14 protein-coding genes are annotated in these 18,978 nt (G+C 62.2%); 6 read left to right on the top strand and 8 right to left on the bottom strand.

Features of this window, described 5'->3' with window-relative positions:
* From AC1RQI_RS00935 to AC1RQI_RS00945, 3 genes are read right to left on the bottom strand one after another with little or no spacing between them, the layout of a single operon-like run.
* Positions 1–1,524, bottom strand: coding sequence for a monovalent cation/H+ antiporter subunit D (locus tag AC1RQI_RS00935; RefSeq protein WP_481903288.1), 1,524 nt, complete (start codon positions 1,522–1,524; stop codon positions 1–3).
* Positions 1,521–1,862: a Na+/H+ antiporter subunit C gene (locus AC1RQI_RS00940; RefSeq protein WP_416633692.1), complete on the bottom strand. Its 342-nt coding sequence runs from the start codon at positions 1,860–1,862 to the stop codon at positions 1,521–1,523. Before AC1RQI_RS00940 ends, AC1RQI_RS00935 begins: the two co-directional genes overlap by 4 nt.
* Complete coding sequence (locus tag AC1RQI_RS00945) at positions 1,863–4,661, bottom strand: monovalent cation/H+ antiporter subunit A (RefSeq protein WP_481903289.1); 2,799 nt, start codon at positions 4,659–4,661, stop codon at positions 1,863–1,865.
* A gap of 94 nt (positions 4,662–4,755) precedes the next feature.
* Here AC1RQI_RS00945 and AC1RQI_RS00950 point away from each other — a divergent pair, with 94 nt between their 5' ends.
* Entirely contained in the window at positions 4,756–5,220 is a 465-nt protein-coding gene (locus AC1RQI_RS00950) for a DUF4112 domain-containing protein (RefSeq protein WP_481903290.1), read from the top strand.
* On the opposite strand, the gene AC1RQI_RS00955 is transcribed toward AC1RQI_RS00950, so the two are convergent.
* Both AC1RQI_RS00955 and AC1RQI_RS00960 read right to left on the bottom strand, forming a co-directional pair.
* Positions 5,217–6,017, bottom strand: a complete 801-nt coding sequence (locus tag AC1RQI_RS00955; RefSeq protein ID WP_481903291.1) for a crotonase/enoyl-CoA hydratase family protein — start codon at positions 6,015–6,017, stop codon at positions 5,217–5,219. The genes AC1RQI_RS00950 and AC1RQI_RS00955 overlap by 4 nt on opposite strands.
* 332 nt (positions 6,018–6,349) lie before the next feature.
* A complete protein-coding gene (locus tag AC1RQI_RS00960; protein WP_481903292.1) occupies positions 6,350–8,833 on the bottom strand; it encodes a heavy metal translocating P-type ATPase in 2,484 nt (827 codons plus the stop codon).
* Positions 8,834–8,960: 127 nt separating this feature from the next.
* Between AC1RQI_RS00960 and AC1RQI_RS00965 the strand changes: the two genes are divergently transcribed.
* Complete coding sequence (locus AC1RQI_RS00965; RefSeq protein ID WP_481903293.1) at positions 8,961–9,341, top strand: MerR family transcriptional regulator; 381 nt, start codon at positions 8,961–8,963, stop codon at positions 9,339–9,341.
* A gap of 7 nt (positions 9,342–9,348) precedes the next feature.
* On the opposite strand, the gene AC1RQI_RS00970 is transcribed toward AC1RQI_RS00965, so the two are convergent.
* A complete protein-coding gene (locus AC1RQI_RS00970) occupies positions 9,349–10,104 on the bottom strand; it encodes a VIT1/CCC1 transporter family protein (RefSeq protein WP_416633698.1) in 756 nt (251 codons plus the stop codon).
* A gap of 138 nt (positions 10,105–10,242) precedes the next feature.
* Between AC1RQI_RS00970 and AC1RQI_RS00975 the strand changes: the two genes are divergently transcribed.
* On the top strand, positions 10,243–10,854 hold the full coding sequence (locus AC1RQI_RS00975; protein ID WP_481903294.1) for a methyltransferase: 612 nt from the start codon (positions 10,243–10,245) through the stop codon (positions 10,852–10,854).
* Positions 10,855–11,171: 317 nt separating this feature from the next.
* Here AC1RQI_RS00975 and AC1RQI_RS00980 read toward each other — a convergent pair whose 3' ends face one another.
* Both AC1RQI_RS00980 and AC1RQI_RS00985 read right to left on the bottom strand, forming a co-directional pair.
* A complete protein-coding gene (locus AC1RQI_RS00980) occupies positions 11,172–12,809 on the bottom strand; it encodes a hypothetical protein (protein ID WP_481903295.1) in 1,638 nt (545 codons plus the stop codon).
* 128 nt (positions 12,810–12,937) lie between these two features.
* A complete protein-coding gene (locus tag AC1RQI_RS00985) occupies positions 12,938–15,961 on the bottom strand; it encodes a TonB-dependent receptor (protein WP_481903296.1) in 3,024 nt (1,007 codons plus the stop codon).
* A gap of 275 nt (positions 15,962–16,236) precedes the next feature.
* On the opposite strand from AC1RQI_RS00985, the gene AC1RQI_RS00990 reads away from it, so the two are divergent.
* From AC1RQI_RS00990 to AC1RQI_RS01000, 3 genes are read left to right on the top strand one after another with little or no spacing between them, the layout of a single operon-like run.
* Positions 16,237–17,040: a DUF3450 domain-containing protein gene (locus tag AC1RQI_RS00990; protein ID WP_416633702.1), complete on the top strand. Its 804-nt coding sequence runs from the start codon at positions 16,237–16,239 to the stop codon at positions 17,038–17,040.
* Positions 17,037–18,428: a MotA/TolQ/ExbB proton channel family protein gene (locus AC1RQI_RS00995; RefSeq protein WP_481903297.1), complete on the top strand. Its 1,392-nt coding sequence runs from the start codon at positions 17,037–17,039 to the stop codon at positions 18,426–18,428. The genes AC1RQI_RS00990 and AC1RQI_RS00995 overlap by 4 nt, the downstream gene beginning before the upstream one ends.
* Before the next feature lie 11 nt (positions 18,429–18,439).
* Positions 18,440–18,973 carry a MotA/TolQ/ExbB proton channel family protein gene (locus AC1RQI_RS01000; protein WP_416633704.1) on the top strand — a complete coding sequence of 178 codons (534 nt, stop codon included), beginning with the start codon at positions 18,440–18,442 and terminating at the stop codon, positions 18,971–18,973.
* The last annotated feature ends 5 nt before the right edge of the window (positions 18,974–18,978 follow it).

Raw genomic sequence — 18,978 nt, forward strand, 5'->3', positions numbered from 1 at the left:
TCAGTGCCCTCCTCCCGTCAGTCCGAGTCCGGCCTCCTGGACCGTTCTCACATAATCCTCGGGGGCCATTACCTGGGCCGCCACGGAACGGGTATAGTCCATCAGCGGGGCTGCTGTGAGGCTCAGTATCAGGCCGGCGCCTATCAGGACGAGAACACACGCCAGCCGTACACGGTCGGCACGCACCTCATGGTCCCTTGTGGGGGATTGGCGCCAGAAGAACTTGCTCCCCGCGCGGCTCAGTGCAATCAGAACGAGAAAGCCAACGCCAAGCAGAACGGGCCAGAAAACAGCGGCCGCCCCTTCCCCGAGACTGGCTTCCAGGAGCCAGGCCTTGCTCACGAAGCCACTGAATGGGGGCAGGCCAGCCAGTGCTACCGCAGCGAAAAAGAACAGGATCCCCAGGGTGCGCCGATCCTTCATGGCGGCCGTAACCACCATGTAGTCACCGGCTTCGCCCCGCTGACGGGCGATCAGGTCCGAGAACAGGAAGAAACCGCCGGTCAGCAGCGTGGTGTGTACCAGATAGAAAAGCCCGGCGGCCAGCGCCTCAGCGCTGCCCAGGGCAATGGTGGCCATGAGGGTCCCGGCAGAAACGATCACCATGTAGGCCGTGAGGTTGCGCAGGCTCGTGGCGCCCAGAACGCCAACGCCGCCCAGCGCCAGGGTGGCCAGTCCCAGAGGCCAGAGCCAGTGCCATGCGAGCTGATCCACCAAGGGCTGGTTCAGGGCGAACACCAGGGGAAAGACCCGGAGCATGGCGTAGAGACCCACCTTGGTCATCACCGCGAAAAGAGCTGCCACCGGCGCGGCAGCGGCCGTGTAGGCGCGCGGGAGCCAGAACAGAAGCGGCAGAAGCGCCGCCTTGACTCCGAAGACCACCAGCAGCACCAGCGATGCGGCTTCCAGAAGCGGCTGGTTAGCGGGGGGAGCCTGGCTGATCCTCGCCGCTAGATCCGCCATGTTGAGGGTGCCGGTGAGTCCGTAGAGCATGCCCAGCGCCAGCAGGAAAAGCGCCGAGCCGATCAGGTTGATGATCACGTAGTGGAGCCCCGCGCGGCTGCGGGCGGTGCCTCCGCCATGGAGCAGCAGGGCATAGGAGGCGATCAGCAGGACCTCGAAGAATACGAAAAGGTTAAAAATATCGCCGGTCAGGAAGGCGCCGTTGAGCCCCATGAGCTGGAACTGGAAGAGCGCGTGGAAATGGGCGCCAGCGTCATCATCACCCCGGCAAGCGTAGCCAAGGGCCGGTAGTGCCAGAGTGGCGGTCAGGACCAGCATCAGTATGCTCAATCGGTCCGGTACCAGCACGATCCCGAAAGGCGGTGCCCAGCCTCCCAGGGCATACACCAGTCGCCCCTGTTCCAGAATATGGCTGCCGAGCCAGAGCGTCACTCCCAGTGTGGCGCCGGTGGCGGCCAGGCTGACCAGTCTCTGGGTATTGAGGCCAAGGCGTGGCAGCGTGACCAGCAGGGCTCCGGTCAGAAGGGGCAGCAGTATGGGCAGCACTGGGAGGTGGTTCATGGTCGCCAGTCCTCCCCGGGATCGACGCCATCAACATGGTCATTGCGCAGCTCAACCGCCGCGCGCAGGGTCAGGACCACCACAAAGGCGGTCATGGCGAAGCCGATAACAATGGCCGTGAGGACCAGTGCCTGGGGCAGGGGGTCCGTAGGATCAGTGGATTCACCGATCACCGCCGGGGCTGCCATTGCCAGCCGACCGCTGGCGAAAAGGAAGAGGTTCACCGCGTGGGACAGCAGGGTCAGGCCCATGACGACGGGGAAGGTGCGGCCACGCAGCACCAGGTAGATGCCGCAGGCAGTGAGTACGCCCACAGCCATGGCGTAAAGCGCTTCCATCTATCCAACCTCCTTGCCGGGGCCGTTCACGGTCATGAGTTTGCCCAGATTGGCGAGAATCAGCAGGGTAGCGCCGACCACGGTGGCGAATACGCCCAGGTCAAAGAGCAGGGCCGTTGCCAGCTCCAGGTGCCCCAGAACGGGCAGGCTGAAGTGGCCGTGCCAGGAACTCAGGAACGCCTCGCCGAACAGTAGGCTCCCCACACCGGTGCCGCACGCCAGCAGCAGACCCACGCCGATGAGCGGGCGGAAGGATGTGAGCATGCGGTTATGGGCCCAGGCCATACTGCCCGCCATGTACTGCAGTGACAGGGCAACCGCCGTGATGAGGCCGGCAATAAAGCCGCCACCCGGCATGTTGTGGCCGCGCAGGAAGATGTAGGCTGAGACCATCAGGGCAATGGGCAGGATCGGCCGGGCCATGGTGCGCAGGATCAGTGGATGGGGATTGGAAGCCCAGTACTGGTCCCGCTCCTGGGGAATGCGGTCCTTGAGCTGGAGATTGCGGGTCAGGGCAAAGACCGCCACGGCAGCGATGCCGAGTACCGTGATCTCACCCAGGGTGTCAAAGCCGCGGAAATCAACCAGAATCACGTTCACCACATTGCTGCCGCCGCCCCCGGGCTTGCTCTGGTCCAGGAAGAACTCGGCGATGGTGTTGTGGGGGCGGGTGATGATCGCAAACGCTACCATGCCGACCCCGAGCCCGCCGAGCCCGGCAATGCCCAGGTCCCGCCCCTTGCGGAAACGGCTCGATTCCCGGGGCGTATCCTGGGGCAGGAAGGACAGCGCCAGCATCATGATGATGACGGCCATTACCTCCACGGAGAGCTGGGTAAGCGCCAGATCCGGGGCCGAGAACCGGGCAAAGGTGAGGGTTACGAACAGGCCGGCGCTGCCCAATAGCAATAGGGCAAAAAGGCGCTGGTGATGCCCGAGCGCCGTGCCCACAGCCGTGGCCATCAGCAGGACCAGCCCCAGGCTGGTTAATGGGTCAATCGGCGTCAGGGCTTCGCCCCCGTGCCACTGGATACCGGAAAACAACACTGGCCCGACGAGAACGATGGCGGTAAGCACGATCAGGGCGATATAGCGCTGCACCGAACCGTTTTCCAGCCCACGGACAAGCCGTTCAGCGCCGCGACCGGTCCGGGTCATCATCCACTCAAAAATCTCCCGCGCATCCGCTGGCGGCAGCCGATCGTAAAGCCGGAAGAGCGGCTGGCGTGCCATGTACAGCAGCAGCCCGCCCAGCATGGCCGCCAGACTCATGAAAAAGGCTGTGCCAATGTGATGCAGCTGGTGCATGTCGTACTCGGGGAGGGGGTGGCCTGAAGCCACCGAGGCGACGGGACCGATGACAGCATGGACCACAGCCTCTGCATGCCAGCTCACGCCGATAACCGCCAGTGCCAGAATTCCCGCAGGAACCTGGATCCCCACGCCGGGGTTTTTCGGGGGCCAGACTGGCAGGTTCCGTGGCTGGCCGTTGAAGAAAACGTTGTGAAAGATGCGCAGGGCATAGGCAACCGAAAACAGGCCCGCAATGGCCGCCAGCGCCGGTGTGATCCACTGCAGTGGAGGCACGACCGGTGCCTGCAGGCTTTCAATGAAGAACATTTTCTTGCTCAGGTAGCCGCCAAGCAGGGGCAGCCCCGCCATGGAGGCAGCGGCCACAGCACTGATGACCATCAGCGCGGGTAGTGTGCGCCACAGGCCGTTGATCTGGCGCATATCACGGGTGCCCGTAGCCTTTTGGACGGCACCAGCCATCATGAACAGGGGCGCCTTCACCAGAGCATGGTTCAACAGATGGAAAAGGGCCGCAACCATCGCCATACGGGTGTTCAGACCGACCAGAAGGGTGATCAGACCCAGGTGGCTGACGGTGGAATAGGCCAGCAGTTCCTTGGTGTCGTGCTTGAACATGGCGATGAAGGCGCCGCTTAACAGCGTAGCCATGCCGGCGGTTGAAACGCCGTAAAGCCAGGCTTCCGTGTCTCCCAGCACGGGATGGAGCCGAGCGAGGAGGAAGATACCGGCCTTGACCATGGTGGCGGAGTGCAGATAAGCCGAGACAGGGGTGGGCGCCGTCATGGCATTGGGCAGCCACAAATGGAACGGGAACTGTGCGGACTTGGTCATGGCCCCCAGCAGAACCAGGCCCAGCATCCATGGGTAGAGCGGGTCGGCTGTCAGGGCCGCTTCCGGCGCCAGGATGTCAGTGAGCCGGAAACTGCCCGCGCTGTTGCCGATCAGCAGGACTCCGGCCAGCAGCGCGAGCCCGCCCCCGCCGGTGATCACCAGCGTCATGCGGGCGCCGCGGCGGGCCGGTCGTTCGTCCTGATGAAAACCGATCAGCACGAAAGAGATCAGGCTGGTCATCTCCCAGAAAACCAGCATGAAAAGAAGATTCTCGGACATCACAATGCCCAGCATGGCGCCCATGAACGCCAGCATAAGCGAATGGAAGCGCACGGTGCCGTGCTTGCCCGCAAAATAGAAATGGGCGTAGAAGGTGATCAGGATGCCCATGCCAGCGATGATCAGCGCAAAGAACAGAGCCAGAGCGTCCAGGCGGAAGGCGGGCGATAGACCCAGGCTGGGTAACCAGGGATAGTGCTCGATGAGGGCAGCACCGCCCAGTACGTCCACCGCTTGGCTGAGCATCATGGCGACGACCGTGATGCCAATGGCACCGGCAACCAGAGCGGGCAGGACAGCTGTCGAGCGCCAGGCGAGCAGCGGGATGATCAGTGCCCCCAGAAGGGGCAGGGTGACGATCGACAGCAACATCATGAACAAAAGCATCCTGAGCATTGCAACGGTGCGCAGGATAGTGGACGGCGACTGGATTGTCAGCTACCCAGGGGAGGTATAGGCTGTCAGCGTTATGAACGAGACCACAACGCTTGGGCAGGAAAGTGCCACACTGGCCCGGCTGGAGCGGTTTGCCCGCCTGACCGACTCCCGGTTCCGGATTCCCCTGACTTCCATCCGCTTTGGTATTGGCCCCCTGCTCGGTGTGTTGCCGGGGGTCGGGGACTTTGTGGGCCTGGTACTGTCGCTGTATCTCATCCAGCAGGCGCGCCAGGTGGGCGCGCCGTCCACCCTCCAGCTGCGGATGCTGGCCAATGGTCTGGTTGACGCTCTGGGCGGCACGCTGCCTGTGGTCGGGGATGTGTTCGATGTGTTCTATCGGGCAAACGACCGCAATGTGGCGCTGCTGCGCGAGCACCTTGAGGCCCGTGGGGCCGCGCCCGAGCCCGAGGCCAGGGGCTGGCCCCGCGGTGCCTGGCTGCTGCTGATCCTCACGCTCCTGGTGGTACTGGCCCTTGGGATAGCGCTCTTGGCCTAGAATGTCCGCCGTGGCTCAAACGCCTTGTCCGGCTTTCCGGTGTTGCGTGCCACGGCCGTGCGCTGGTTCGCGCGGGCAAGGATCTTCTTCTGCAGGCGGCTTTCCCAGCCCAGTGCCGTACGGTCGTCCGCCTGCCAGGCGCGGTTGTAGAGCAGCTTGGTGGCCGCCACGGCGTCCGGTGACGTCGCCTTCAGCGTCTCCACGAAGGCCAGGGCATCATCCAAGGGCGTGTCGCTCACATGGGTGACCATTCCCAGCCGATGCGCTTCGGGTGCTTCCACGACCCGGGCCGTCATGGTCAGCTCCTTCGCCCAGTCGATGGGCATGAGTTCGGAGAGGGTAGTGGTGATGCTCATGTCCGGAATCAGCCCCCACTTAGCTTCCATGATCGAGAACTCACAGTCCGTTGTGCTGTAACGGAAATCCGCCCCCAGAGCGATCTGCAGCCCGCCGCCGTAGCACACGCCATGGGTCACGGCGATCACCGGTGCCGGGACCTCCCGCCAGAGGTAGCCTACATCCTGGGCCAGGTTGCTGATCTTGCGACCGGGTTTGAAGAGTAATTTGGCGAAATTCACCGGATTGGATGTGACGCTCTTCACATCCAATCCGGAGCAGAACGCCTGGCCTGCCCCCTGAAGGATGACGGCACGGATGGAACAATCCTTCTTCAGGGCTTTCGCGGTGCTGGCGATGGCCTCAAACATGGCCATGTCCAGGCCGTTGTACTTGTCCGGGCGGTTCAGGGTGACCCAGGCGATGTTGTTATCTATTTCGAGAGTGACACGATCAGACATGTATCAGACTCCATTGTGAACAGACGGAGTCAGGGCGGGAACTGCTAATCGGGACACGCTGTAAATACATCCCTGTACGCTTGTCTTCCGCCATCCATGGCTCCAGACAGTCCCGCTTAGCAGTCCCCGCCCTGACTCCTGAATGGTTTGCGGGCGTTTAACGTCTCGTTTGTAAGAAGTGAGTTAGCTCTACCCACACGCATTGGAGTGGAGGGGATGGCAGTCTCTGTTGGGAATGTCTGGAGCCATGGATGGCGGAAGACAAGCGTACACGGACGTATTCACAGCGTTTCCCAACAGAGACTGCCATCCCCTCTGCTAAGAACAGTCTATCAGGCTGGCGAAGTCTGCATAGGCGCCTGATACCGCCGCAGCCGCAAGGCATTGGTCAACACACAGACACTGGAAGCCGCCATCGCCAGGGCCGCGAACATCGGCGACAGCAACACCCCGATGAACGGATACAGCACCCCGGCCGCCACCGGAATCAGCAGCGTATTGTAGCCGAACGCCCAGAACAGGTTCTGCTTGATGTTGCGGATGGTGGCCCGTGACAGTCCGATGGCATTGGGCACGTTACGCAGATCCCCGGACATCAGAACAACCTCCGCGGATTCAATCGCAATGTCCGTGCCCGTGCCGATGGCAATGCCCACATCCGATTGCGCGAGCGCCGGTGCGTCATTGATGCCGTCGCCCACGAAAGCCACGGCGCGGCCGCCTTCCTGCAGCGACCTGATCGCGTCCACCTTGCCGTCCGGCAGGACTTCCGCCTGGACCTCATCGATGCCGCACTGGCGGGCAATGGCGTTGGCGGTGTGCTGGTTGTCGCCGGTGATCATGGCCACGCGCAGGCCAGCATCGTGCAGGTGCTGGATGGCATCGATGGTGGTCTCCTTGAGCGGGTCCGCCACCGCGATCACGGCCGCCAGCTGGCGATCCAGCGCCGCATAGAGCGGGGTGCGACCCTGGTTGCCGAGCCGCTCCGCCGTGTCGCCAGCCTGGTCAATGGCCACGCCCAGCTCCTTCATATAACCGGCGCCACCCAGAGCGACTTCGCAGCCCTCAACATGGGCGATAACCCCTTTACCGGTTGCCGTATCGAATCCGGAGACCTCCGAAAGGCTCAGGTCACGTGACTGTGCGGCAGCGACGATGGCCTGAGCGATGGGGTGCTCGGAGGCCTGTTCCACGCTGGCTATCAGGCGCAGCAGTGCGTCTTCCTGCTGATCCCCCATCACCTCAAAATCCGTCATCTCCGGCTGGCCCCGGGTGAGGGTGCCGGTCTTGTCGAACGCAACCACCTCGGTATTGCGCAGTCGCTGCAGGGCATCCCCTCGCCGGAAAAGGATCCCCATTTCGGCGCCCTTGCCGGTGCCCACCATGATGGAGGTGGGCGTCGCCAGTCCCATGGCGCAGGGGCAGGCGATGATCAGTACGGCCACACCGTTGATCAGCGCGAAGCTCAGTGCCGGATCCGGTCCGAAAGACAGCCAGATGCCGAAGGTCAGGGCCGCCGCTGCCATGACGAGCGGTACAAAGATACCGGCCACCCGGTCCACCAGCGCCTGGATGGGCAGCTTGGAGCCCTGAGCTTCCTCCACCATGCGTACGATCTGTTGCAGTGTGGTGTCGTTGCCCACGCGTGTGGCCGTGAAGGTCAGGCTGCCGGACTGGTTGATGGTGCCACCGACCACCTCGTCGTCGGGGCGTTTTTCAGCAGGCACGGGCTCGCCCGTGATCATGGACTCGTCCACCCAGGAGCCGCCCCCTGTTACGGTGCCGTCCACCGGGATTTTCTCGCCAGGGCGCACCTGCACGGTATCCCCCTCGGTGACCTCCTCGATGGCAATCTCCTGTGCGTCGCCGTCGCGGATAACACGGGCTGTGCGGGCCTGGAGTGTGAGCAGCCGCTTGATGGCCTCACCGGTCCGGCCCTTGGCGCGGGCCTCCATCAGCCGGCCGACCAGGATCAGGGTCACGATCACGGCGGCGGCCTCGTAGTAGACCTGAACCTGGCCCTTGGGAAGGACCGAGGGCAGGAAAGTGGCCACGACGGAATAGCCCCAGGCCGCGCTGGCGCCAAGCATGACCAGCGTGTTCATGTCGGGGCCGCCACGCAGAAGCGCCGGCAGGCCCTGGCGGAAAAAACGCAGGCCCGGGCCGAAAAGAACGACGGTGGCCAGCGCGAAGAACAGGTAGTAAAGGGGCTGCTGGCCAATGGCCTGCATCTGCCATGCATGGAACGCCGGGATGAAATGGGCGCCCATATCAAGGATAAAGACCGGCAGTGTGAAGACGGCGGCGATTGCCACGGACCGTTTCAGGGTTCGCGCCTCCCTGGCCTGGGCGTCTTCCTCGTTTCCCTCGGGTGTTTCCTCATGGATGGGGGTGGCCTGATAGCCGGTTTCACTGATGGCGCGGGCCACGTCATCCGCGCTGACGGTGCCCGCCACGACCGTGACCGTGGCTTTTTCGGTTGCCAGATTGACGCTGGCGCCAACCACCCCCGCCAGGGCGCGGGCAGCCTCCTCCACACGGCTGACGCAGGAGCCGCAGTGCATACCGGTGACCTGGAAGCGGTATGTTTCCGTTGCGACATCAAAACCAGCCTGCTGGACCGCTTCTTTGAGGGTCTGCAGGGAAACGGAGGCCTCGGCCTGGACATGGGCCTTGCTGGTTGCCAGGTTGACGCTGGCCTCGCTCACGCCGTCCACGCCGTTCAGGGCTTTTTCTGTCTTGCTGACGCAACCACCGCAGTTCAGGCCCTCAATGGTGAGGTCGTACTCGTGGTTTGCTCTGTTCGTCGTGTTCATCGGTATTCCTCCTGCTGCCAACGCCAGCGGTTGAGATCCTCGTTATTGACCCCTGGATCACAATGCACAATCACGGTAGATGCCGTACCATGGTACGGAGTCAAGTTCAGGGTTCCGGGAGCGATCCGTGTTTACCATCGGCAAACTGGCGGCTGCCTGCAACGTGGGTGTGGAAACAGTCCGCTTCTACCAACGCAAGGGGTTGCTCGATACCCCTCCCAGTGAGGGGGGCGTACGGTATTATGGCAATGAAGACCTGCGCCGTCTGCGGTTCATCCGCAAGGCCCAGGCGGCAGGCTTTGCACTGGCGGAGATCCGGGAACTGATCGGATTGGATGCCAGCCATGATCACCGTCGTGCCCGCGAGCTTGCCCGAACCCGGGTCGAGGCGCTTGATGCCAGGATCCAGGAGCTGCAGCAGGCCCGCGATGCCCTGGAGCAGCTCGCGGCGGACTGTGAAGCGGACGATTCCGGGCCCTGTCCCATTCTGGCGTCATTCGGGGTATAAGCTACGCTCAGCCAACCGCAAGGTCGCCCAGCATGGGCTCAAAGACAAAGCCCAGCAGGAAGGCGAGTATGGCCGCGCCACCGCCCATGGCCAGTGTCTCCAGCCCGCCCCGGAAACGGCTCATGCCCAGTACAACGCCCTTGACCCAGCCGATGCCAAACAGCGAGATGATGGCGGCGATGGCGCTGACCAGGAACATGTCCAAGCCCACCAGGAAGGGCGCAATGAACGGCAGCAGGGGGATCAGCCCAACACCGATAAAGACGGCAAAGGTTGCGATGGCCGCTTTCCAGGGGGAGGGACCGGAGAGGGGATGGCCGAATTCCTCCTGGAGCATGGTGTTCACCCAGAGGCGGTGATCCGCACTGATGGTCTCCACGATGTTATCCAGTGTTTGGCCTTCGAACCCTTTCTGCGCAAAGATCTGGCGTATTTCCTCGCGCTCGCCTTCGGGATCGAGTTGGATATGGCGCTCCTCCTGGTCCCGCAGCTGGTTCCTGGCGTCGTCATCGCTTTTGACCGCCTGATAATTGCTGACGCCCATGCTGAACGCATCGGCGATCAGGCTGGCAATGCCGAGCACAAAAGCGATCATGCCCGGAAGCCCTGCGCCGGCAACACTGGCGATGACCGCAACGGTGGTAACACAGCCATCAATACCCCCGAGGATGGCATCGCGGAGGTAACTGGGAGCCGGTTCGGCGTTCAGTCGTTGCCGGATGGCGTCCGGTTCATGGCTGTGTTCAAGGTGATGATTGGGCATGCGTAAAGGCCGCTCAGCGTTTGGTTGACAACCCAGAGACTAGCACGGCTTCCGGCGCAAGATGGAATGCCGAACGCTTGTCAGTTTTACCGCCGGGTCCGTAGACTGCTGGTTCCACCTCTGAGCCGGCCTTCGTCCATGGATACCCAGACCAGTAACCTGCACGAGGTCCGCCTCGATCACGTTGCCTCGTTACTGATCCACAGCGCCGCCGAGAGCGTCCTGGATCTGGGTTGCGGGTCCGGTGCGCTGCTCCAGCGATGCTTGCAGATGGGGCATTTTGAGCGGCTGGTGGGGCTTGAGTCTTCTGGGATCTCATTGCGCAATGCGCGCGAGCGTTTGCAACACTGGCTGCAGCAGCCGGATCCCAGGGTGCAACTGGTACGGGGATCCTTCCAGGAGCCCAATCCAGCCTGCACCGGCTTTGATGCCGCCGCCATGGTGGAAGTCATCGAGCATGTTCCGCCACGGGATCTATCCACGGTTGAGCGGGCGGTTTTTGAATACTTCAGGCCGGGCAAGGTCGTGATTACCACCCCCAATGCTGATTACAACCCTCTGTTCGATCTGTCTCCGGGTGAGTTACGCGACCCTGATCACCGGTTTGAATGGAGCCGGGATAAGTTCCGCCAGTGGGTAGGCGGGGTGGCGAGCCGCAATGGCTACCGTGTGAGGACGGGCGGAATTGGTGAGGCGGATCCTGAATTGGGAGCACCGACCCAGACTGCCTGGTTTGAGCGACTGGAGTGATGGTGCTGTCACCGTTATCACCGTTGTGTCATTTAACCAGCGCAAGCTTGCTGGTTGCATGATGTTTCATTTAAGCGCTCCTTTATTGCGTTGCAGGCACTTGGGCATTCATCAGCATATCGAAACCTATGGCCCCGATAACCGCTACAAGCAGGGCTTCGGCCAAACGTCGCCAGAGGAACACAGGGCATTATAAAAAATAACCGCGAACAGCGTCGCGGTTATTGGGCGAGTTGCGGGAAGCTGTTTTCACACAGCCTCCGCAGGAACCCTTTCCTATACCCCAGAGGGGTATCAGGAAAGTTTACTTGCTTATTTTATTCGAACGAAACGCTACCGAAGATGACGGGCTGTTCCGCAGTGCCGTTGACGTCCATCTCAGACCCACGCGTGATCACCAGCGAAGACTGCGCATTGTCGTCGCCCATGATCTGCGTTCCTTTTTCTACGGTCAGCTTATCGTTGCGGACTGTAGACGGATCGGCAGCGCTTTCGACGTCGCCATTACCGACCTGGACTGTCTCGGCCAGCACATAGATGTGGTCGTTTGTAAGCGTGTATTCACCGTCAAGATCGCCGTCGTTGATGGCGCACACCGGGAACTCGACGCCGAACACATCAGTTGTGCCGCCGTTGCTCAGGCCACCAGCGATGTTCTCGCAATTGGAGGACTCTGCCGGCGCGATGGTTCCGGCTTCGATTTCGGCTTGAAGCGGATGGAAATCCTGCGTATTCCCGGGCAGGTTTGTCGACAGCTCAGAGCTGCGATAGGTCCAGCCGTCCCAGAAGGGGCCGCCGTTGCTCGGATTGTCGTCTGCTGCGGAAGCATTCGGATCCACCGCGCCGTGCCATCCGTTCGGAGTCACGCTGTTGCCGTTCGGGGTGGTGAACTCGCTTCCTAGATCCGAGCTGGGGGTCGCGCTGGTGTTGATCGCGAGCGTCTGGTTGTTGATGGTCAGACCGTTATCGACGGTAACACCATAGCGATTCGTATTGCTGAACTCTTCCTGGAAGCTGGAGCTGGAATTATCATCGCTGTCGCCCGAGAGGGCACCATTGGTGCAGTTGAACACCACATCGCCGTACGTCATATTGCCATCGAGCTCGTCATCGACGTCGAGGCAGCCTTCCTGGAACGCTGCTGATCCCGTTGCGCCGCCGGCGACACTGGAGGTGTTGTCCGAGTAGACGGAGCGATACACCTGACCGCCATAGCCTTCGCGATGCAGTGCCCCCGCACTCTGGTCACCCTCGTTCCCGCGATGGCCGAGTACGGTGACGTTGGCCAGCACCGGACTGGTTTTCGGTGTGGCACCGAAGTTGTCGCCGTTGTTGTCTGTCTCCATGCCACGGTTGCCGGAATTCGGCCCCTGGATGACCAGCGCGTTCTTCACAGTACCCTGCCAGCCCTGGTCCTGGTCGAGCGAGTCGTCGGTGGCGGCCTGGATTACGATATTACGTGCGTCGGCAGCGCCGCCGAACCACTCAATGCCGTCGTCATCCGAGTTGATGACCTGCACGTGGTCAATCTTCGTGCCTGAGCCGGATGCCTCGATGGTGATGCCCTGGACTTCTTCGTCCTGACGGAAAGCGGTGCCGGTCTCTGCAACCACGGCATACTCGATCGAGCCACTGGAATCACTGTTGTCGGTGCCGCCGTACCAACGTGTGACGTTGTCCGGCACAGCCTCAGTCTGGGCCTGGTGGTTTTCGTCGGCGCCAGCGATGTTGATGTTGCCGTAACCGGACAGAACAATGCTGCCCCAGCCACCGCGATCGTTCAGGTTCGTGACGTTGCCCTGGATTGTTCCAACAACTCCGGAACCGTTGTCGTTGCCGTTATCGTTGCCGTTGTCAGAATTATCGTTCCCCCCACTGTCACTATCGCCGCCGCAGGCTGTCAGCCCGAGGGACATCACGATCGCGAGCGCGAGAGTACTCTTTCTGTATTGCATTGGTGAATGCCTCCTAATGTGCATTTACTGCCTTGATTGTCATCCCAATCAGGGATGCTCTAGACCCTAGAGAACGGATGTTTCAGGTTAATGACTTTTATGTAACCAACGGATGACACCCCGGCGGCTCAGAAACGGTATTTCATGCCGATGTCGAAATCGACGCCCGGCTCGTATCGCTCGAAGGTGCGACCGCCCTGGGTTTCCTCGACCGCCTCGTTGAGCAGATTCCCGATCTCGGCGCTGACACTGATATGGTCGTTCCACCGGTAGTCGTATTTGATGTCGACCAGGGTGCGCGCCTGCTCGAAGGTGTTCGGCTGATCGCGCACCACCGAGGCCAGGCGTTCACCCGTGTAGTTGGCGGCCACCGTCAGGTCGTGCGCACCGGTTTCATAACCGACCTGCAGGTTGACCAGTTCATCGGCCTGGCCCTGCAGCGGCCGTGTCGTGTTGCCGATGGTGACCTCCGAGTCGATCAGGGCGATATTGCCCTGCAGGTAGAGCATCTCGGCCCAGTCCCAGCTCATGTCATAGCCGCCCATGATGGTCGGCAGGTACAGCCGGGCTTCCGCTTCGAGGCCGCGGACCGTTGCCTCTTCGGCGTTGACCACCCGGCGAAGCGTGCCGGTAGTCGTCGGGATCAGCTCCTCCTCGAGGGCATTGGTGTAGTCCTTGGCAAAGAAACCGGCGGTGACGAGCTCACCCTGGGACGGGAACCACTCCCAGCGTGCGTCCAGTGAATCGATCTCGGCGGGCTTGAGATCCGGGTTGCCCTGGAACTGCTCGTTGCTGTCCGGATCGCGGTACCGGACGCCGATGCCGGTCTCCGGGTTGCCACCGATTTCGTTCAGCGTCGGGCGCGAGATGGTGCTGCCAAAGGCGACCCGGGCCTGCATCTGGTCCGCGAAGAACCAGGTGGCGGACAGGGAGGGCAGCAGGTCCGACTCGTCGAAGCCCGAGGTTACCGGGTTATCGGTGGTCGTCAGGCTCTCGACCTCATAGTCGGCGCCTTCCTGGCGCAGGCCGCCCACCAGGCGCACTGTGTTCGCCCAGTCCATATCGGCCCTGATATAGGCGGCCTCGACGTCCGCCGTGCCCTCGTAGAAGTCAGTCTGGTTGGAACTGTCGTCGGCGCGGACACCGTTACCGATATGCTCTGGAGCCAGGATCTCCTCGATCGGCGCGCTGGTGTCCACCTCTCTGGGATCCACCCGCAGGCCAAGCGAGCGCGTGCTGGATTCGCGGTCCTGGCTGTCAATGGACGCACCCCCCTTGAGGTCCACCGCGAACCTGTCTCCGTTGAAAACCGAACGTTCCAGATCGAATCCAAAGCTGGTGACGTCGTCTTCGGTATCGATAAAGGTCCGCGTCGCGTCTTCACGGCTCGTCAGGCGAAAGTCGTTGCCTGAATCGAGCGCCCGTGTCCGGCGATAGGTGCGACGGTCCGGGTTGTCCCGTTGGGCCCGGGCGAGAAGCGCTCGCCAATCCAGACTGAACGCATCGAATTCGTGTTCGCCGAGCAGTTGCTCACCGATCAGCTCGCGCTCGTTCCAGTCGAGCGTCAGATCCTGTATCTCGAGTGAATCACTGACCGTGCGTTCACCTGTCCTGAACTCGGTACGTTCGGTTGTCTTGCGGCTCAGGAAGGTATTGCTGGTGAGCTTGTGGTCAACCCAGTCCAGCGAGACGGACAGGAAGCCGCTCAGGTCGATGTCATGGTCCGTGCGCTCCTCACGCTGCGAGTCCTGCAGCTGGAGTCCGTCGTCGGCCACGGCGAACCGCTGCTCCAGGGTATCCCTCTGGCGATACTCACGACTCCAGCCAAAAGTACCGTTGATGCCGACGTAGGCGCCAAAGGCTTCAGTGTTTGTGCCGCCGGCGATCGACAGTCCAAGGTCCGGGGGGAGCGTCTTGTCCTTGGTGGCCCAGACGTTCGGCATCGCTTTCGCGCCTTCCTCCAGTTCGGCGCTCGTGCCGCGACTGCCATCGAGTTCGCTGGCGAGCCCGCCGGTGATCTCGCGCGTGCCGTCATCCATGCCGAGGAAGTCGCGGTTGCCGCCCTCGTAGGTCAGCCCGTCCTCGCCGGTGCTCACGCTGTTGCCGCCGGTTTTTGCCGAAATCTCGAAATAGGCTTCATCGGGCGCGGAAAGCGTTTGCAGGTCGACCAGGCCGGCCCCGAAGGAGCCCGGCTGCGACGCATCGTAGCTCTTGGAGACGCTGAGCGACGACAGAATGCTGGTGGGAAACAGGTCGAGTGGCGCGATTTCGCGGATGGGGTCGGGGCTGGGCAGGGGCGAACCATTCAGGGTTGTTTCGGTATAGCGCTCCGGTTGGCCCCGTATGGAGACGAACTTGCCGTCCTGGATCGACAGGCCGGTAACGCGCTTAAGGGCCCCGATGGCGTCAGAATCGCCCACGGCGTCGATCTGCTCGGAGCCGATGACATCCAGTACGCCTTCGGAGGTGCGCATCTGTTCGCTGGTCGTATCCGGCACATAGCTGGCCGTGGCGACCACTTCTTCAACCTGCCCCCCATTGCCGCTGAGGCTCAGGTTGTAGCTCACCTGTTGGTTGATGCTGGTGACGATGCGGACCTGGCGCAGCGTGCGGTTGCCGTATTCAGGGTGATTGATTTCCAGGTTGTAGACGCCACGGGGAAGTTCCAGATTGAAGCGGCCATCCGTGCCGGTCGTTGCGGCCGTGTCTGATCCCGCGGCGGTGATCCTGGCCCCTGAGATGGCGGCGCCGGTCTCCTGGGAGCGGATCCGACCGGAGAGTTGGCCGGTGGCCTCGCCCTCGCGTTCCGTGAGCGCTTCACGCGGATTGTACGTTTCCACCACAGCATCCACGGACCCGTCCTTTTCCGAGGGCAGACGCAGGATGATGTCGGCGTTTTCGTTGGCATTGCTGGTGAAGCGCATCTGATGCAGTTCAGAGCCGCCACGGGCCAGCTGAAGCTGGTGATTGCCTTCATTCAGATCAAACTGAACACGACCGGAATCCGGGATGGTTTCCGATTGTTCCCCGTCAAGACGCGCCTCCGCCCCGGATAGCGGGGAGCCGTCCTGGAAGACGTACAGCACGAGTTCGGCTGCCAGGGCGTTTTGCGCGAACAGGGCGATTGGAAGGCAAAGCAGGAATGCTCGCATCCGCTCGCTTATGGGAGACCTGTGTCTGTGCATGGATGTTGATCCCTTTCAGTGAATTTGAGAATCGCAGTGGGTGGCCGGCCATTGCCGAATCCCGGCTGTCATGGCCGGTGAACCGTAGGCGCAGACTAAGTCGGAAAGATGACGAAAAAATGACAGCGCTTACACCAGCGCAGCGCCTGGCTTGTCATCCCGGTTACATCGTTCTGTAACGTTTCCGCAACATTCCCCTGCCACCATCCCGCCTGAACTAAACCGATGAACCAGGAGTTCCGATGACCCACGCAAGTGTTCGCTGGCCCTGGCGGCCTGTCCGCTCGTTGCTCGCGGCCTCCGTCCTGGGAATGGCGCTGGGCAGCGCCGCGCAGGCGCAGGATGAACCGCTGGAGCAGATTGTTGAGACCGGTAAGGACCGGTTGGTGCAGAACCGTGAGATGCAGCAGCGCATTAACGAGCTGGACAGCGAGATCCGCGAGAAGGTGGAAGCCTACCGTGGCGTTAACCGCGAGATTGAGGGCCTGGAGATCTATCTGGCCCAACTGGAGCGCCAGGTTGAGAGCCAGGAACAGGAAATGGCCGACCTGGAGCAGTCCATTGATGAGGTCACCGAGACCGAACGCCGCATCACCCCGCTCATGCTGAAGATGGTGGATGCCCTGGAGCAGTTCGTTGCCCTGGATATGCCGTTTCTCAAGGACAAGCGTGAGGGTGAGGTCGCGGCCATCGCTGAAACGATGGACCGCTCGGACGTGAGTACCGCCGAGAAGTTCCGCAATCTCCTTGAAACCTATCAGGAGGAGATCGAGTACGGGCGCACCATCGAAGCCTATCGCGGCACGCTCGAGCGCAATGGTGAGGAGCGCCAGGTGGACTTCCTGCGGATCGGGCGCATCGCGTTGCTCTACCAGACACTCGATGGCAGCAGCAGTGGCGTCTGGGATACCGAACAGGAGCAGTGGCAGAGCCTGCCCGCCACCTACAACAGCCAGGTTCAGGAAGGGCTGCGCATCGCCCGTGAACAGGCTGCCCCCGATCTGATCCGACTGCCGTTGAGCGCGCCACAGGAGGCCGAGGAATGAAGCGTATTCTGATGTTGATGCTGTGTCTGTGCCTGACCGCCCCGGCTCTGGCGCAGGATGCCGGTTCCGACCGCAAGGCCAGTCTCGGCGAGCTGCTGGAGCTGGTGCGCCAGGGCAAGGCCCGGGATGCCAGTGAGCAGCGCGAGCGCCTGGAAAGCTTTATACAAGAGCGCGAGGAACAGGACCAGCGGCTGCAGCAACGCCGGCAGCGCCTGGGCGAGCTTCAGGATCAGGTTGAGGCGATGGAAAATCGCTTTGACGAGAATGAAACCCGGATCGCGGAGCTCCAGAAGCGGCTTGATGAGCGCTCCGGCGACCTGAAGGAGCTGTTTGGCGTGCTCCAGCAGGTGGGCAGCGATGTGCGTTCCACCATGAAAGCCTCGCCCACCAGCTCCCAGTACCCCGGGCGCGGTGACTTCCTGCAGGCGCTGATCAAGAAGGCGGGGTCCTCCTCCAAACTACCCACCATACGGGAGCTCGAGGAATTCTGGTACCGCATGCAGGAAGAGATGGTCGCTTCCGGTGAAATCGAACGCTACCGCGCCGAGGTGGTCGATGACAGCGGCAAGAAGGGCAAGCGCGAGGTGATCCGCGTTGGCACCTTCAACATTCTGGACAGCGATGGTCGGTACCTGAACTGGGAAAGCGATACCGGCAATCTGGTGGAGCTTCCCAGCCAACCGGGCGACCGCTATGTCTCGGCCGCCCAGCAGTTCGTTAACGCAGAGGCCGGCGAGCGCGAGGACTTCTGGCTGGATCCTTCCGGCGGCTCACTGCTCTCGCTGTTGCTTCAGACCCCGGATCTGCGTGAGCGCATCAACCAGGGCGGCATGATCGGTTACATCATCCTGGCATTGGGCGCGTTCGCACTGCTGCTGACGCTGGAACGGCTCGTCTCGCTCGGCATCATCACCATGAAGGTCAACCGCCAGGCGCGCAGTGACGAGCCCGACCCCAACAATCCGCTGGGCCGGGTGATGCAGGTCTACCAGCAGAACAAGCACAAGGATTCCGAGACCCTGGAGCTCAAGCTGAGCGAAAGCATTGCCCAGGAATCGCCCAAGCTGACCCGCTTCCTGGCGGTGCTCAAGATTATTGCGGTGGTCGCACCGCTGCTGGGACTGCTCGGCACCGTCACCGGCATGATCAACACCTTCCAGGCGATCACGCTGTTCGGCACCGGTGATCCCAAGCTGATGGCCGGCGGCATTTCGCAGGCGCTGGTAACAACGGTCATGGGCCTGGCGGTGGCCATACCCACGGTGCTGCTGCACACCGTTGTTCAGGGCCGGAGCAAGCGTCTCAGCCAGCTTCTGGAAGAGCGCTCCATCGGCATCGTCGCACGGCGTGATGACGAGGGCGCTGCAACCGCCGAGGCGAATGCCTGAGGAGGCCGAGGATGGTACCGGTACAGCTCATTGAAGCCTACAACCAGGTGCTCCAGTTCCTGGAGCGCGGGGGCACCGTGCTCGGCTTCATCATGGTGGTCATCTTTGTGATGTGGCTGCTGATCATCGAGCGCGGGCTGTTCTTTGCACTGACGTTCCGGCGTCTGGCCGACCGGGTGCGGAACCAGTGGGAAGCGCGCTCCGAGCGCCAGTCCTGGTACGCCCACCAGGTGCGCCAGGACATGGTCACCAGCGTCCACCAGGAGCTCCAGCGCTCGCTGGGGCTGATCAAGGCACTGGTGACCATCTGCCCGCTTTTGGGGCTGCTGGGCACCGTTACCGGCATGATCGAGGTGTTCGACGTGATGGCGGTAATGGGCACCGGCAGCGCCCGGGCCATGGCCTCCGGCATTTCCAAGGCCACCATCCCGACCATGGCCGGAATGGTGGGTGCCCTGACAGGTGTCTTCGCCATCACCGTGCTTCAGCGCAATGCGCGGCTGAAGGCCACGCGGCTCGAAGACCAACTGACCTTTGACCACTGAGTAGC

It is taken from the genome of Salicola sp. AFF1 (assembly GCF_056783195.1).

Bases quoted from the DNA above. Each gene is read 5' to 3' on its own strand.
- AC1RQI_RS00935 (WP_481903288.1), bottom strand. From the start codon at position 1,524: ATGAACCACCTCCCAGTGCTGCCCATACTGCTGCCCCTTCTGACCGGA.
- AC1RQI_RS00940 (WP_416633692.1), bottom strand. From the start codon at position 1,862: ATGGAAGCGCTTTACGCCATGGCTGTGGGCGTACTCACTGCCTGCGGC.
- AC1RQI_RS00945 (WP_481903289.1), bottom strand. From the start codon at position 4,661: ATGATGTTGCTGTCGATCGTCACCCTGCCCCTTCTGGGGGCACTGATC.
- AC1RQI_RS00950 (WP_481903290.1), top strand. From the start codon at position 4,756: ATGAACGAGACCACAACGCTTGGGCAGGAAAGTGCCACACTGGCCCGG.
- AC1RQI_RS00955 (WP_481903291.1), bottom strand. From the start codon at position 6,017: ATGTCTGATCGTGTCACTCTCGAAATAGATAACAACATCGCCTGGGTC.
- AC1RQI_RS00960 (WP_481903292.1), bottom strand. From the start codon at position 8,833: ATGAACACGACGAACAGAGCAAACCACGAGTACGACCTCACCATTGAG.
- AC1RQI_RS00970 (WP_416633698.1), bottom strand. From the start codon at position 10,104: ATGCCCAATCATCACCTTGAACACAGCCATGAACCGGACGCCATCCGG.
- AC1RQI_RS00975 (WP_481903294.1), top strand. From the start codon at position 10,243: ATGGATACCCAGACCAGTAACCTGCACGAGGTCCGCCTCGATCACGTT.
- AC1RQI_RS00980 (WP_481903295.1), bottom strand. From the start codon at position 12,809: ATGCAATACAGAAAGAGTACTCTCGCGCTCGCGATCGTGATGTCCCTC.
- AC1RQI_RS00985 (WP_481903296.1), bottom strand. From the start codon at position 15,961: ATGCGAGCATTCCTGCTTTGCCTTCCAATCGCCCTGTTCGCGCAAAAC.
- AC1RQI_RS00990 (WP_416633702.1), top strand. From the start codon at position 16,237: ATGACCCACGCAAGTGTTCGCTGGCCCTGGCGGCCTGTCCGCTCGTTG.
- AC1RQI_RS00995 (WP_481903297.1), top strand. From the start codon at position 17,037: ATGAAGCGTATTCTGATGTTGATGCTGTGTCTGTGCCTGACCGCCCCG.
- AC1RQI_RS01000 (WP_416633704.1), top strand. From the start codon at position 18,440: ATGGTACCGGTACAGCTCATTGAAGCCTACAACCAGGTGCTCCAGTTC.